This window comes from Aeromicrobium sp. UBA7512, assembly GCF_002476985.1.
GTDB classification, from domain to species: Bacteria; Actinomycetota; Actinomycetes; order Propionibacteriales; family Nocardioidaceae; genus Aeromicrobium; species Aeromicrobium phoceense.
This window is the reverse complement of record NZ_DLNK01000007.1, coordinates 147,742-161,672: the sequence shown is the minus strand read 5'-3', so window position 1 is coordinate 161,672 and position 13,931 is coordinate 147,742. Positions and strand designations below refer to the sequence as shown.

The 13,931-nt window shown below is 72.9% G+C and carries 13 protein-coding genes; 4 read left to right on the top strand and 9 right to left on the bottom strand.

Translation table 11 applies throughout. The features are described 5' to 3' along the window. Nucleotides 1–20: 20 nt before the first annotated feature. A complete protein-coding gene (gene map / locus B2363_RS11715) occupies nt 21–788 on the top strand; it encodes a type I methionyl aminopeptidase (protein ID WP_181753999.1) in 768 nt (255 codons plus the stop codon). On the opposite strand, the gene B2363_RS11710 is transcribed toward map, so the two are convergent. Further along, nucleotides 772–2,142, bottom strand: coding sequence for an amidase (locus B2363_RS11710; RefSeq protein ID WP_286930403.1), 1,371 nt, complete (start codon nt 2,140–2,142; stop codon nt 772–774). The genes map and B2363_RS11710 overlap by 17 nt on opposite strands. Before the next feature lie 116 nt (nt 2,143–2,258). Here B2363_RS11710 and B2363_RS11705 point away from each other — a divergent pair, with 116 nt between their 5' ends. Both B2363_RS11705 and B2363_RS11700 read left to right on the top strand, forming a co-directional pair. Then, nucleotides 2,259–2,840, top strand: a complete 582-nt coding sequence (locus B2363_RS11705) for a maleylpyruvate isomerase N-terminal domain-containing protein (RefSeq protein ID WP_286930401.1) — start codon at nt 2,259–2,261, stop codon at nt 2,838–2,840. Continuing rightward, nucleotides 2,837–3,442 carry a DinB family protein gene (locus B2363_RS11700; RefSeq protein ID WP_286930399.1) on the top strand — a complete coding sequence of 202 codons (606 nt, stop codon included), beginning with the start codon at nt 2,837–2,839 and terminating at the stop codon, nt 3,440–3,442. The genes B2363_RS11705 and B2363_RS11700 overlap by 4 nt, the downstream gene beginning before the upstream one ends. A gap of 92 nt (nt 3,443–3,534) precedes the next feature. Here the strand turns inward: B2363_RS11700 and B2363_RS11695 are convergent, their stop codons facing one another. Continuing rightward, the gene (locus tag B2363_RS11695; RefSeq protein WP_286930397.1) at nt 3,535–4,485 is read right to left on the bottom strand and encodes an FKBP-type peptidyl-prolyl cis-trans isomerase; all 951 of its coding nucleotides are present in this window, start codon (nt 4,483–4,485) and stop codon (nt 3,535–3,537) included. Nucleotides 4,486–4,606: 121 nt separating this feature from the next. Between B2363_RS11695 and B2363_RS11690 the strand changes: the two genes are divergently transcribed. Further along, entirely contained in the window at nt 4,607–6,046 is a 1,440-nt protein-coding gene (locus tag B2363_RS11690; protein WP_286930395.1) for an NCS2 family permease, read from the top strand. A 105-nt stretch (nt 6,047–6,151) separates the two neighbouring features. On the opposite strand, the gene B2363_RS11685 is transcribed toward B2363_RS11690, so the two are convergent. The 7 genes from B2363_RS11685 to B2363_RS11655 all read right to left on the bottom strand — a co-directional run bounded on the left by B2363_RS11685 (nt 6,152) and on the right by B2363_RS11655 (nt 13,929). Next, on the bottom strand, nt 6,152–6,598 hold the full coding sequence (locus B2363_RS11685; protein WP_181754008.1) for a DUF3817 domain-containing protein: 447 nt from the start codon (nt 6,596–6,598) through the stop codon (nt 6,152–6,154). Nucleotides 6,599–6,640: 42 nt separating this feature from the next. Then, entirely contained in the window at nt 6,641–8,056 is a 1,416-nt protein-coding gene (locus B2363_RS11680; protein WP_286930392.1) for a flavin-containing monooxygenase, read from the bottom strand. After that, on the bottom strand, nt 8,053–8,628 hold the full coding sequence (locus B2363_RS11675; protein ID WP_286930390.1) for a TetR/AcrR family transcriptional regulator: 576 nt from the start codon (nt 8,626–8,628) through the stop codon (nt 8,053–8,055). The genes B2363_RS11680 and B2363_RS11675 overlap by 4 nt, the downstream gene beginning before the upstream one ends. 154 nt (nt 8,629–8,782) lie before the next feature. Continuing rightward, nucleotides 8,783–11,209: an ABC transporter permease gene (locus B2363_RS11670; protein ID WP_286930388.1), complete on the bottom strand. Its 2,427-nt coding sequence runs from the start codon at nt 11,207–11,209 to the stop codon at nt 8,783–8,785. After that, on the bottom strand, nt 11,206–11,982 hold the full coding sequence (locus B2363_RS11665; protein ID WP_286930386.1) for an ABC transporter ATP-binding protein: 777 nt from the start codon (nt 11,980–11,982) through the stop codon (nt 11,206–11,208). The genes B2363_RS11670 and B2363_RS11665 overlap by 4 nt, the downstream gene beginning before the upstream one ends. A 100-nt stretch (nt 11,983–12,082) precedes the next feature. Then, nucleotides 12,083–12,766, bottom strand: a complete 684-nt coding sequence (locus B2363_RS11660) for a response regulator (protein ID WP_286930384.1) — start codon at nt 12,764–12,766, stop codon at nt 12,083–12,085. Next, complete coding sequence (locus B2363_RS11655; protein ID WP_286930382.1) at nt 12,736–13,929, bottom strand: histidine kinase; 1,194 nt, start codon at nt 13,927–13,929, stop codon at nt 12,736–12,738. Before B2363_RS11655 ends, B2363_RS11660 begins: the two co-directional genes overlap by 31 nt. Nucleotides 13,930–13,931: the final 2 nt, after the last annotated feature.

Below are 13,931 nucleotides of genomic sequence, written 5' to 3'. Positions count from 1 at the left end.
CGGGTCCGTAGGCTGGCCGCATGGCGATCGAGCTGCTGAACCCCACCCAACTCGACGAGATGCGGCCGGCCGGCCGGTTCGTCGCGGAGGTCCTCACGACCCTGGCCGAGACGGCCGACGTCGGGATGGACCTGCTCGAGCTCGACGCCCTGGCCCACCGGATGATCAAGGACCGCGGTGCCGAGTCGTGCTACATCGACTACGCGCCCTCGTTCGGCCGTGGCCCGTTCGGCAAGGTGCTGTGCACGAGCGTCAACGACGCGGTGCTGCACGGCCTCCCGCACCGGTACAAGCTGCGCGACGGCGACCTCGTCAGCCTCGACTTCGCGGTCAGCGTCGATGGGTGGGTGTGCGACTCGGCCCTCAGCGTCGTCGTCGGCACGCCGCGCGACGAGGACCTGCGCCTCATCGAGGCCACCGAGGTGGCCCTCGCACGCGCGATCGAGGTGGCCCGTCCCGGCGGGAAGATCGGCGACATCAGCGCCACCATCGGCGAGACCGCCCGTGAGTACGGCTACACGGTCAACACGCAGTTCGGCGGCCACGGCGTCGGCCGCACGATGCACGGCGACCCGCACATCTCGAACGACGGCGTGGCGGGCCGCGGCTTCCCGCTCAAGCCCGGCCTGGTCATCGCGATCGAGCCGTGGCTGCTGGCCTCGACCGACGAGATCCGCATGGACGACGACGGCTGGACGATCCGCAGCGCCGACGGCTCCCGCGGCGCCCACAGCGAGCACACCATCGCCATCACCGATGGTGACCCCATCGTCATGACCGCCCGCTGACCTCCATCAGCTGATCGACGGCGCGCAGGACGAGGGCGTCGGCGCCCACGTGACCGGCCAGCATGACGCCCACGGGCAAGCCGTCGTGCACGTGCCCCGGCACGCTCGCGGCCGGCTGGCCGCTCATGTTCATGAGCGCCGTGTAGGGCGTGAAGAGCAGCTCGCGCCGGTGGTCCTCGGTGGGGTCGCCCGACTCCGTGAACCACGCGTGGGGCTGCGGCGGCAGGGCCAGGGTCGGCGTGAGGAACAGGTCGAACGACGCCAGTGAGGCGTTGACCGCCGCCGTGGTCAGCTCGAGGAACGTCAGCGCCGCGGCGAGCGCCGGGGCGGACGCCTGCCCGCCGCGCTCGTACCAGTAGCGCGTGGTCGGCCGCAGCGTCCCGATCGCCTCCGGGGGCAGCGGCACCGAGGCCATGCCCGCCGACCAGACCACGTTGAACTGCGGCTCAAGCTCGGCCGGCCACGGGTTCGCGATCTCGACCACCTCGTGACCCAGCCCGGCGAGGGCCTCGCGCGCGGCGGCGACCGCGGCCACCGAGCCGGGCGACGCGTCGACGAAGTCGAGGTACGGGTCGGTCCAGGTGGCGATCCGTAGCCGGCCGGTCTCGCGGCGGATCTCCTCGGCGAACGGTGTCGCCGGCGCCGGCCACACACGCGACGAGCCGGGGACCGGACGGGCGAGCAGGTCGAGGACCGCGGCGACGTCGCGGACCGATCGCGCCAGCACTCCGTCGGTAGCAAGACCGCTCCAGGTGGGGGAGTCCGGTCCGGCCCCGACGCGCCCGCGCGAGGGCTTGAACCCGAGCACACCGCAGCACGACGCCGGGATCCGGATCGAGCCGCCGCCGTCGCTGCCCGGAGCGAGGGGCAGCAGCTGCGCGGCCACGGCCGCGGCGGCGCCACCGCTGGAGCCGCCGGCGTTGAGCGCCGGATCGGCCGGCGTCCCCGTGGGCCCGACGACGTCGTTGTCGGTGTAGGAGCTCAGGCCGAACTCGGGCGTGTTCGTCTTGCCGAGGCTGATGAATCCGGCCTCCTCGACGAGGTCGACCAGGTCGGCGCTGTGGTCGGGGACCTGGTCGGCCAGCAGGCGCGAGCCTATCGTGGTGCGGACGCCCGCGGTGGGCGTGAGGTCCTTGAAGGCGGTAGGAACGCCGGCGAAGGGCGGGCGCTCGTCGAGGGAGTCCAGCTCGGCGGCGCGGGCGAGCGCGCGCTCGGGCGTCACGGTGACGAACGCGCCCAGGTGGTCGGCCTCGACGCGGTCGAGGAAGTGGCGCGTCACCTCGACGCACGACACCTCGCGGGCGGCGATCGTGGCAGCGAGGTCGTGGGCGTCCAGCTCGTGCAGTGCGGTCACCCCGCCACCGTCTCGTGCACGCGGGTGGTTCGACAACCCGGGTCCTCGCCGCCCTTGACGCCGCGGAGGGGGAGCGGTCGACTGGGAGCCTCGTGTCGTCGACCGTCGGAGGATCCGTGTCCGCATCTCATCCCGGGGCGTCGCAGCCCCTGGCCGAACGCCATGCCCGCGTCACCGACGGGTTCACGGCGGTCGTCGATCGCGTCCAGGACTGGGACGCGCCCACGCCGGTACCCGAGTGGGCGGCGCGCGACGTCGTGGAGCACCTGGTCACGTGGTCGCAGGGCTTCCTCGGCTCCGGGCGGGTCCACCTCCGTCGCGAGGTCGACCTCGCGGATCCCGCCGCGGCGTGGCGCACCCACGCCGCCGAGATCCAGGAGCTGCTCGACTCGCCGGCGGCCGAGGACGACTTCACGCACCCGCAGCTGGGCACCGAGCCGCTGGGCGGCATCATCGACCGGTTCTACTCGACCGACGTCCTCATGCACACGTGGGACCTGGCCGAGTCGGCCGGCGTGCTGTCGGGCCTGGACCCGCAGGAGTGCGAGCACCTGCTGCAGGGGATGAGCCTGCACGAGCAGATACTGCGCGACTCCGGTCAGTACGGGCCGGCTGTCCCGGTGCCGCCCGACGCCGACGGGGTGCTCAGGCTGATGGGCTTCATCGGTCGCGACCCCGAGTGGAGGGCGAGCCGATGAGCGGCCGGGAGACCAGCCTGCACTACCTGCAGCGGGGCCACCGCGCCGTGCTCCGTGCCGTGCACGGCGTGGACGAGTACGACGCGCGGCGGCCGTTGACGCCGACGGGGACGAACCTGCTGGGCCTGGTCAAGCACCTGGCCATCGTCGAGCTCGAGTACGTCGCGAGCTGCGCCGGCTTCCGGAGCGACCTCGGGACGCCGTGGGAGACCACCACGGGCGAGGAGGACAACTCGGACCTGTGGCTGACGGCCGACGAGAGCGCCCAGTCGGTGGTCGACCTCTACGTCGCCGTGGGCGATCACACCGCGCGTGCCTGCGCGGAGCTGCCCGAGGACGCGCCTGCGAAGGTTCCGTGGTGGAGCGAGCCGGACACGAGCTTCGACTACCTCCTGGTTCACATGGTGTCGGAGACGGCGCAGCACGCCGGGCACCTGGAGATCCTGCGTGAGGGCCTCGACGGCCAGGGCGACGCGTGGGACGAGTCGCGCAGCGAGCGGGACGCGGCCTGGTGGGCCGCCCTGAACGAGCGGATCACCGCGGCCGCCGAGCCGTTCCGCGGGTCAGGCGCCGTGGTGACGGCGCCCGCCGGCTCGTTCTGACGCACCCCCTCGCCACACGTGGAACGGGATCCACGTCCCGAAGCGTGTTCGGCGTGGATCCCGTTCCACAAGTGGGTTGGTGGTGCGGAGCGTCAGGAGTCGATCGAGACGATCTCCACCACGAACAGCAGCGTCTTGCCGCCGAGCTCGTTGCCCTCGGAGGCCTCGGTGCCGTAGCCGTACTCGGCGGGGATGTTGATCAGCACCGTGGAGCCCTCCTTCTGGCCCACGACGCCGGCCTTGAAGCCCTGGACGACCTGGTCGGTGGAGAGCTGGGCGGGCTGGCCGTCCTTGCCGAACGTCTGCTGGAAGACCTTGCCCTTGTCCTCCCAGGTGCTGCCCTGGTAGTTCACGGTGAGGGCGTCGCCCGCCTTGACGGTCTTGCCGTCACCCTCCTCGAGGACCTTGACCAGGACGTCCTTCGGCGGGTCGGTCTTCGGCAGCGTGACCTTCGGCTGGTCGCCCTCGAGGCTCACCTTCGGGACGTCCTTCTTCCAGTCCTTGGCCTTGACCTCCTCGCGCACGTCGACGACGTCGGTCACGATCACGAGCGAGTCGGTGGCCTTGATGTTGAGGTCGGCGTAGCCCTCGGCGCCGTAGACGTCGGACGCGGCCACCGTGGTGACGACGCGCGAGCCGGTGGGGACGCACTCGATGCCGGCGCGGAAGGCCTCGAAGGTCTTGTCGTCGCCGGCGGTCAGGGTGGCCTGCTCGCTGAGCGCCTGCTTGCCGTCGCGACCGTTGAAGACGGTGATGACGGCCTCGACCTGGTCGCCCTTCGAGGTGTCGTCGCCGTCACCGTCGTCGACGACGGTGCGCTGCAGGTCGTCGGCCTTTGCGGCCAGCGGCGCGGTGAAGGTGGCCTTGGGGCCGGTCTCGCCGAATTCGCCCGAGACCTTCACGGCGTCGCTGGAGGCGCCCGAGGGGTAGTCCGTGCAGCTCTCCTTCTTCGAGTCCTTCGCGTCGTCGTCGCCGGAGCCGCAGGCCGCGAGGGGCGCCACGGACAGCAGCAGGACGAGGGGCAGGGTCTTCAGGTTCCGCATGGTTCTCATTTCGTCGAGGGAGTCGCCCGGACAGTCTGCCGAGCGTACCTGTCCGTTTCCTGAGAGCCTCCGTAGAGCCCGCCGTGCTGAGGCGCCCTCGCGCTTGGCAGGATGGGGACCCGTGACGACTACCCTCGATCGCTACTTCAAGATCTCGCAGCGCGGCTCATCGGTCGGACAGGAGGTCCGCGGCGGCGTCGTGACCTTCCTGACGATGGCGTACATCATCGTCCTCAACCCGATCATCCTCAGCGGCGTGGCCGACGCGGACGGCAAGTTCCTCGGCGGAGGCACCGAGCCGGGCTCGGGCTTCGCGACGATCGCGGCCTGCACCGCGCTCGTGGCCGGCGTGCTGACGATCCTGATGGGCGTGGTCGCGAACTTCCCGATCGCGCTGGCGACCGGCCTGGGCCTGAACGCCTTCGTCGCGTTCTCCGTGGCCACCCAGATGACGTGGGCCGACGCGATGGGCCTGGTCGTGCTCGAGGGCATCGTGATCCTCGTGCTGGTGCTGACCGGCTTCCGCAAGGCGGTCTTCGACGCGGTGCCCGGGCAGCTGAAGACCGCGATCGCGGTGGGCATCGGCCTCTTCCTGACCCTGATCGGCCTGATCGACGCGGGCTTCGTGCGTGCCACCGGCAACGCCGCCCCGCCGATCGGCATGGGCATCGGCGGCGAGCTGTCGGGCTGGCCCGTGCTGGTGTTCTGCTTCGGCCTGCTGCTGATGATCAGCCTGCACACGCGCCGGGTTCCCGGAGCGATCCTCATCGGCATCGTCGTCACCACGATCGTGGCGATCATCGTGCAGGCGATCACCGACACCCCAGGCTCGGGCGGCGACCCGACGTCGAAGGGCTGGAACCTCAACGTCCCCGCGTGGCCCGACAAGATCGTCGAGACGCCCGACCTCTCGCTGCTCGGCGACTTCAACCTGCTCGGCTCGTTCGACCGCGTCGGCGTCGTCGCGGCGGTTCTCCTCGTCTTCACCCTCATGCTCGCGGACTTCTTCGACACGATGGGCACGATGACGGCCGTCGGCGCCGAGGCCGGCCTGAACGACGAGGACGGCGCGCCCGAGGGCGCGCAGCGCATCCTCATCGTCGACTCCGTCGCCGCCGCCGTGGGCGGTGCCGCCGGCGTCTCGAGCAACACGTCCTACGTGGAGTCCACGGCCGGCGTCGCCGACGGCGCGCGCACCGGCCTGGCCAGTGTGGTCACGGGCCTGTGCTTCCTGCTGGCCACGATCTTCACGCCCGTCGTGCAGATCATCCCGAACGAGGCCGCCGTGGCCGCGCTCGTGCTCGTGGGCTTCCTGATGATGACGCAGGTGACCGAGATCGACTGGAAGGACCCCGAGATCGCGATCCCGGCGTTCCTGACGATCGCCTTCATGCCGTTCACGTACTCGATCACGGCCGGCATCGGCGCGGGCTTCCTGGCCTACGTCGTGCTCAAGGTCGTGATGGGCCGCATCCGCGAGGTCCACGTGCTGCTGTGGATCATCGCCGCGCTGTTCGTCGTCTACTTCGCGATCGACCCGATCACGCGCGCGCTGACCTGAGCCGAAGAACCGCACGCCCGACTTTTGTGACGCCCTTCGGCTTCTGAGCCTCGATCCGGCCGACTCCCGTCACAAAAGTGGGGCGCGTGCGCGGGTCCGCGGGGGTCAGCTGGTGGGCGGGCCCACCACGAGGGCCGCGCCGGTGAGGGCCACGACGGCCAGCACGCCGACGGCCAGGCCCTGCAGGGGCTTGCGCACGAGCCACGCGACGAGGCGGTCAAGGGTGCCGGCCGGCTCGCCGGTCGTCAGGCGCCACCGCTCGGGCAGCGCGCCCTGGCGCTCGCTGACGACGTCGAACCAGATCGTGAAGAACGGCGGCACGGCGGCGAGCAGGCCGAGCGCCGAGCGCTTGAGGCTCCACTGCGCGTCGATCGCGACGACCACGGTGGTGACCACGTAGGCCACGAAGACGACGCCGTGCAGCATGCCGCCGATCCGCACCCCCAGCTCGGTGGTCTCGGTGACGTACTTGAGGAACATGCCCGTCAGCAGCAGGGCCCAAGTGATGGCCTCGGCGACGGCGACGGTGCGGAACAGGCGGCGGGGGGACATGCCTCCATTGTCCCCGCCCGGCTCAACCTCCCGGAGGGCGGCTCAGGCCCACGCGAAGTCCTCGTCGTGCACCTGCGAGACCACGCTCTCGTACGCCCACGTGCCGCCGGGCCAGTTCGAGGTGATGCGACCGGTCTCGGGATGGCGGTACCAGCTGGAGCACGACGCCCAGGCCGACCGCGCGAGCTGGTCCTGCACCCGCGCGTCCCACCGCTGCTCCGCCTCGGGCCGGGCCTGGACCTCGTGCGCTCCGCGGTCCCGCATCCGGTCGAGCGTGGCGCGGATGTGACGCGACTGCGCCTCGAGCATCGTGATGATCGACCCGCCGCCGAGGTTGGTGTTGGGGCCGTACGCCAGGAAGAGGTTCGGGAAGCCGGGCACGTGGATCCCGAGGTGCGCGCGAGCGCCGTCGCGCCACTGCTCGTGGAGACTGCCACCCGGACCGGTGACCTCGATCCCGTGCAGGAAGTCCTGCGTGTCGAAACCGGTGGCGAAGCAGATCGCGTCCACGGCGTGCCAGGTGCCGTCGGCGGTGCGGACCGACTCCGGGCGCACCTCGGTGAGCGCGTGCGGCACGAGGCGCACGTGGTCGCGCGTCAGAGCGGGGTAGTACTCGTTGGAGAACAGGATCCGCTTGCAGCCCACCTGATGGCGCGGGACGAGGTCGCGCCGCAGGCCCGCGTCGCGCACCTGCACGCGGCGGTGCGTGGCGGCCAGGCGCTCGATGAACGTGGCGATCCCCGACTCCGGATCGAGCCCGCGCGAGAACTGCTGGGTGATCCAGTCGATCGGCCGCCGTTCGCGGGCGGCGAGGTCGCGGTACCAGGCCGGGTAGGCGCCGTCGAGCTTCGGCAGCACGTGCTGGGCGGACCGCTGCACCACGACGAGCTCGCGCGCGACCTCGGCCAGCCGCGGCACCAGTTGCACGGCGGACGCGCCCGTGCCCACCACGGCCACGCGCCGGCCGGTGAGGTCCACCGAGGCGTCCCACGAGCCGGCGTGCAGCACCGGTCCGGCGAAGGACTCCCAGCCCGGGACCTGGGGCGCACTCGGCTCGGACAGCTGGCCCACCGCGCTCACGAGGACGTCGACGGTCTCGGCGGTGCCGTCGTCGAACGTGACCCGCCAGCCGCTCGCGTCCCGGTGCGCGGACACGACCCGCGCGCCGAAGCGGCACCGTGGGGCGACGCCGAACCGGTCGGCGACGTCGCGCAGGTAGGCGAGGATCTCGGCCTGCACGGGGTAGCGGCGCGACCACCGGTCGCTCGGCGCGAAGGAGAAGGAGTAGAGCGGGGCCGGCACGTCGCAGCCCGAGCCCGGGTAGGTGTTGTCGCGCCACACGCCGCCGAGCTCGTCGGCCCGCTCCCACAGCCGCACGTCGTCGTACCCGTGCGTGAGCAGCTCGACCGCCGTGCCGATGCCGCCGAAGCCGGTGCCGATGATCCCGATCGACGTCATGTCGCCGTCACCGTGAGGACGGCCGCGCACACGTCGGCGTGGACGTCCTCGCGCTCGAGCGTGCCCTGCACCAGCCACTCGCGGCACAGCGCCTTCACGTAGGCCGCCACGGGGCGGAGCCGCGCGCGCAGGGCGGCGTCGTCGGGCAGCGCCAGCGCGTCGAGCACGAGGCGGGCAGCGCGGTCGTCGGCCTCGTCGACGATCGCCTGGACGTCGGAGGGGCCGTGGAGGTTCGCCGCTCCCGAGGCCGCGACCCACGCCTGCCCGTAGGTGGTCGCCGCGTCCAGGATCCAGTCGATCGTGCGGCTCACGCGCTCGGGCAGCGGCAGGCCGGAGAGGTCGGGGAGCGCGGCCTCGGGCATCTGCACCGACTCGCGCATGACCGCCAGGAACAGCGCGCGCTTGCTGCCGAAGTAGTGGTGGACGAGGCCGCGCGTCACGCCCGCCGCGCGGGCCAGCTCGGTGGTCGAGACCTGGTCATAGGGGCGGGAGGCGTAGAGCACGGCCGCGGCGTCGAGGATCGACCGGCGCCGGAAGTCGGGGGCAAGGCGGGTGCGTGCCGCGGAGGTCATGAGCCAGTCTCGGCGGCCTATTGGCAACCTGTCAACAGTCCGTGACGCCGAGTGGCGCAAAAGGGGGTCGCGAGTGGCGCAAAGACGCCCGCCACTCGGCGAGTGGCGGGCGAATCTGCGCCACTCGCCGAACCGGGGGAGTGGCGGGCGCGGCTCAGTCGAGCGTCAGCCCCTCGGCCGGCATGACCCGCGCGCCCCGGCGGGCCGGGAGGGTGGCCGCGGCCAGCCCGGCGGCCGTCGCGACGACCAGCACGGCGGCCAGCTGGCCCCACGGCACCACGAGGCGCGCGTCGGGCATGACGTCGGCCACCACCGTGGCCACGCCGAACGTCGCGTAGACCGTGCCGAGCACGACCCCCATGACCGACGCGACGAGCGCCAGCAGCATCCCCTCGGCGGCCAGCACGCGGCTCAGGCCGCGGCGGGTCAGCCCGAGGGCACGCATCAGGGCGTGCTCGCGGGACCGCTCCAGGATGGAGAGCCCGACCGTGTTCGCGATCCCCACCAGGGCGATGAGGATGCCGACGCCCAGCAGGCCGAGGACCGCCCACACCAGCACGTCCAGCTGCGTCGCGACCCACTGCTGGTCCTTCAGGTTGTTGGCCACCTCGCCGTCGGCGTCGCGGGTGAGCGCGCCGAGCGCCCCGGCGAGGTCGTCCGCGTCGGCGCCGTCCTCGGCCAGGACCCAGAGCACGCGCACGGCGGCGTCCGGTGCCACCTGCTCGAGGGCGTCAGTCGGGACAATCGCCGCCTGACCCCACTCGGAGCCGACGACGCGGGTCGCGAGGGTGACCGCGCCGTCGCCGGTCCGCAGGGTGAGCTCCTCGGGCACGCCGTCGGCGAACTCCTGGGCCACCGCGGCGGGGATGAGCACCTCGTCGCCCTTCGGGCTGATGGCGGCCGGGTCCAGCGTCGCGGCCCGGTCGGCCTCGCTCGCGGCGATCACCGTGAGCCGTCCGGCCTCCGACGCGACCGTCGCACCCTTCACGCCCCGGACGTCGGCCACGTCGGGGATCCCACCGACCGCCTCGACCAGGGCGGGATCGAAGGCGCGGGTTCCGCTGACGGCGAAGTCGACGGGGTACTCCGCGTCCATCTCGGTCGTCACGGCGTCGCGAGCGCTGGCCATGCCGGTGAGGATCGCCGTGGCCAGCGTGACGCCGACGAGCAGCGACGCCGTGGTCGCGGCACTGCGGCGCGGGTGGCGCACGGCGTTGGCCGCGGCGACCCGGAACGGTCCGCCGGCGCGGCCGACCCGTCCGAAGAGCCGCAGCAGCCGCGGCACGACGACGGGTCCGAGCAGCAGCACGCCGATGAAGGAGGCCATCCCGCCGGCCAGCATCAGCGGCATCGAGGACGCCCACGCGGCCAGGCCGAGCGCCGCGAATCCCGCGAGCGTCGTCAGGACGCCGACGGCGATGCGGACCCGGCCCGCGGTCGTGCGGGCGGTCGGGTCGGCGGCGGGCCGCAGGGCCGCGAGCGGACTGACGCGCACCACGGCGCGCGTCGGCAGCCACGCCGCGACGATCGTCGTGAGCACGCCGCCGACGAACGCGGCCACGAGCCAGGTCGGGGAGTGGCTGACGGGCCCGAAGGCCTCCTCTCCGGCGAAGGCGCGGATCACCCAGCCGAGCACCTGCCCCGTGACGATGCCCGCCGCGACGCCGGTCGCCCCGGCGACGAGCGCCAGCACGAGCGCCTCGGCGCGCACCGACCTCAGGACCTGACGGCCCGTGGCGCCGACGCACCGCAGCAGGGCGAAGTCGCGGCTGCGCTGGGCGAACAGGATCGTGAAGGTGTTCGCGATGACGAGCACGGCGACGAAGCCGGCGATCGCCGCGAAGAGCAGCAGCAGGTAGGACAGGACGTCGGCGCCCTGGTTCATCAGCACGATGCGGGCCTGCACGTACTCGTCGCGGGTCTGCACCGGCGACTCGGTCACCGCGGTGAGCGCCTCCTGCGCCCCGGCCACGTCGTCGCGCGCGTCGTAGGCGACGGCGTCGGGGATCGCCAGGCCGACCGCGGCCATGGCTGGCCACGTGATGTCGACGTCCGCGTCGAGGTAGCTCGAGGATCCTGCGAGGCCGACGACGGTGACGTCCACCGTCTCGCGGCCGACCCCCACGGTCAGGGTGTCGCCGAGGGCGATGCCTTCCGCCTTCGCGGTGTCGGTGGAGACGAGCGCCTCGCGGTCGGAGCTCGGGGCGCGGCCGCTCGCGATCTCCTGCGAGCGCAGCTGCGGATCGAGCGCGACGGTGCCGACCCGGACGTCGTCCCCGATCGCCCCGTCGGGCCCTTCCACCGTGGTCCACGTGGAGGCGATCACGGCGGCCCGGTCGCCCCGGCTCTCGGCCACCCGCAGGACGCGGTCGGGATCGGACTCGGCGATCCCGTACTCCTCGCCCACGACGAGTTCGGCCTCCGGGTAGGCCGCCTCCACGCTCGCGGCGATGCCGCTGCGAGCACCCGAGCCGATGGCGTCGATCACGACGACGAACGCCACCGCGATCGCGACGGCGACGAGCGCCGAGACGTAGCGCCGCGTGTGAGTCCGCAGCGACGCGAACAGGACGGTCCTCATCGGGCACCGCCCTCGAGGGCGTGGACGATCTCGTCGCGCGACGGGGTGTCGAGGTGGGCCCGGACGCGACCGTCGGCCAGCACGACCACGTCGTCGGCGTAGGCGGCTGCGTCGAGCTCGTGCGTGACCATGACGACCGTGTGGCCCATCTCGATGACGCTGCGGCGCAGGTAGGACAGCACCTCGGAGGACGCGGTGCTGTCGAGGTTGCCGGTGGGCTCGTCGGCGAAGACCACGTCGGCGTTCGCGGCGAGCGCCCGGGCGATCGCGACGCGCTGCTGCTGACCGCCCGAGAGCTCGCCGGGGCGGTGGTCGAGTCGGTCGCGCAGCCCGAGGACGTCGATGACCTGCTCGATCCGCTCGGTGGCACCCGGCTCGAGGCGGCGGCCGGCCAGCTCGAACGGCAGCATGATGTTCTGCCGCGCCGTCAGCATCGGCAGCAGGTTGAACGCCTGGAACACGAAGCCGAGGTGGTCGCGGCGGAAGTGCGTCAGCCGGTCGTCGTCGAGCGCGGTGATGTCGGTGCCCGCGATCGCGACCGTGCCCTCGATGGGGCGGTCGAGACCCGCGAGGCAGTGCATCAGCGTCGACTTGCCCGAGCCGGACGGGCCCATGATCGCGGTGAACCGGCCGGGCGCCAGGTCGAGGTCGACCGAGCGCAGCGCGTGCACCGTGGTGTCGCCGTGGCCGTAGGTCTTGGACAGGCCGCGCACGGACGCGGCGGGCATGATGCCGCGCTCGGTGGCGGCGCCGGGAAGGGAGGTCGAAGTCATGCCTCGACGCTATTTCCGGGCCGGGGCCCGGGGCGTCGCCTCACGGGCGGATCTTCGGCGTCCGCCCACGGTATGACGCGGGGCGGGAAGCCCCGCACGGTCAGCCGACGAGGCCGGCCTCGAATGCCAGCAGCACGAGGTGCACGCGGTCGCGCGACCCGGTCTTCGCGAGCAGTCGGCTCACGTGCGTCTTGACCGTGGCTTCCGAGACGACGAGCGTCGTGGCGATCTCGGGGTTGCTCAGGCCGCGGGCGATCAGGCCGAGGACCTCGCGCTCGCGCTCCGTGACGCCGGACAGGCGCCGGTCGGCGGCGGCCGAGGCCCGTGGGGCGGACGGTGCCGCGAGGAAGTGGTCGAGCAGTCGCCGAGTGGTCGACGGGGCGACCACGGCGTCGCCGGCGTGCACGGCGCGGATCGCCGCGAGCAGGTCCGGGGGAGCGGCGTCCTTCAGCAGGAAGGCCGAGGCGCCGGCGCGCAGCGCGGCGAACGCGTACTCGTCGAGGTCGAAGGTGGTCAGCACGATGACGCGGGGGCCGTCGTCACCGGGCGCGATCCGGCGCGTGGCCTCCACGCCGTCGAGGCGGGGCATGCGCACGTCCATCAGGACGACGTCGGCCTCCACCTCGGCGAGCAGCCGCAGCGCCTCCTCGCCGTCGCCGGCCTCACCCACCACCGTGAGGTCGTCCTGGCTCTCCACGAGCATGCGGAACCCGGCGCGCACCATCTGCTGGTCGTCGACGAGCGCCACCCGGATCACGTGGGGATCCTCGCACGCACGGCCCATCCGCCGCCGGGCGCGGGCCCGACCTCGAGCGTGCCGTCGTGGACCTCCACCCGCTCGCGCATGCCCAGCAGGCCGAGGCCGCCGGAGCCGTCGGCGGAGGAGCCGCGGCCGTCGTCGACGACCTCGATGTCCAGGGCGTCGTCGCTCGCCGCGAGGCGCACCACCGCACGCGCCTGCGGGCCTGCGTGCTTCCGGACGTTGGTGAGGGACTCCTGCACGAGGCGGTAGGCGGTCAGCGCGACGCCGGCCGGGACCGACGGGACGGGGTCGGGGAGGTCGAGCTGGACGCGGTCGTCCGCCGTGACGAGCGAGGGGATGTCCTCGAGCCGGGGCTGCGGCGTGAGCGCGGGGTCCTCGGTGCCACGCAGGAGGCCGAGCAGCCGCCTCATCTCGGTGAGCGCGTCGCGGCCGACCGACGCGACGGCGCCGAGCGTCTCGACCGCGACCTGCGGGTCCTTCGCCGCCGCGTAGCGCGCGCCGTCGGCCTGCACGATCACCACGGAGAGGCCGTGCGCGACGACGTCGTGCATCTCGCGGGCGATCCGGGTGCGCTCCTCGGCGGCGGCCAGCACCGCGCGCTGCTCGGCCTCAAGCGCCAGCTGCCGCCCACGCTCCACCAGGCTCGCCTCATAGGCCCGCCGGATCCGTGCCTGGCTGCCGAGCGCCCACGCGGCCAGGACGATCGCGGCGATGCTGAAGAAGTAGGGCGACAGGTCGTCGAGGCCGATGTCGTAGTCGACGTACTCGAGGCCCGGCGGGTACGCGGCGATCGACGAGGAGGTCCACACCCAGGAGGCGGCGGCCGCTCCACAGATGCCCACGCCGAGGCCCACGAGGGCCGCCCGGCCCGAGCTGTACCGCGCGAGGGCGTACAGCGCGGCGGGAAACGCCACCTGTCCCCACGTCGGGATGTCGTAGGTCGCGGCCTGCAGCACGCTGGCCGCGGCGACGAGCCCGAACACGAGCGCGGAGTGCCGCCGGCGCCAGAACAGTGGCACGGTCTGCAGCAGCGAGAGCGTCAGCGCCCACAGCGACTGCCCCGCCAGCACGGCGAACGGGAAGGACGGCAGCACCAGCGCCGAGGCGAGGGCGAGGTCGAAGAGCCGCGTCGCGCGCGGGCCCAGGCGCCACGGCCCCGCGGGTGCGATCCGGCTGTCCTCCATGG

What these genes read in the sequence shown, in the direction of transcription:
- map (WP_181753999.1), top strand. Translation starts at nt 21, where the DNA reads ATGGCGATCGAGCTGCTGAACCCCACCCAACTCGACGAGATGCGGCCG.
- B2363_RS11700 (WP_286930399.1), top strand. Translation starts at nt 2,837, where the DNA reads ATGAGCGGCCGGGAGACCAGCCTGCACTACCTGCAGCGGGGCCACCGC.
- B2363_RS11695 (WP_286930397.1), bottom strand. Translation starts at nt 4,485, where the DNA reads ATGCGGAACCTGAAGACCCTGCCCCTCGTCCTGCTGCTGTCCGTGGCG.
- B2363_RS11685 (WP_181754008.1), bottom strand. Translation starts at nt 6,598, where the DNA reads ATGTCCCCCCGCCGCCTGTTCCGCACCGTCGCCGTCGCCGAGGCCATC.
- B2363_RS11680 (WP_286930392.1), bottom strand. Translation starts at nt 8,056, where the DNA reads ATGACGTCGATCGGGATCATCGGCACCGGCTTCGGCGGCATCGGCACG.
- B2363_RS11675 (WP_286930390.1), bottom strand. Translation starts at nt 8,628, where the DNA reads ATGACCTCCGCGGCACGCACCCGCCTTGCCCCCGACTTCCGGCGCCGG.
- B2363_RS11670 (WP_286930388.1), bottom strand. Translation starts at nt 11,209, where the DNA reads ATGAGGACCGTCCTGTTCGCGTCGCTGCGGACTCACACGCGGCGCTAC.
- B2363_RS11665 (WP_286930386.1), bottom strand. Translation starts at nt 11,982, where the DNA reads ATGACTTCGACCTCCCTTCCCGGCGCCGCCACCGAGCGCGGCATCATG.
- B2363_RS11660 (WP_286930384.1), bottom strand. Translation starts at nt 12,766, where the DNA reads ATGGGCCGTGCGTGCGAGGATCCCCACGTGATCCGGGTGGCGCTCGTC.
- B2363_RS11655 (WP_286930382.1), bottom strand. Translation starts at nt 13,929, where the DNA reads ATGGAGGACAGCCGGATCGCACCCGCGGGGCCGTGGCGCCTGGGCCCG.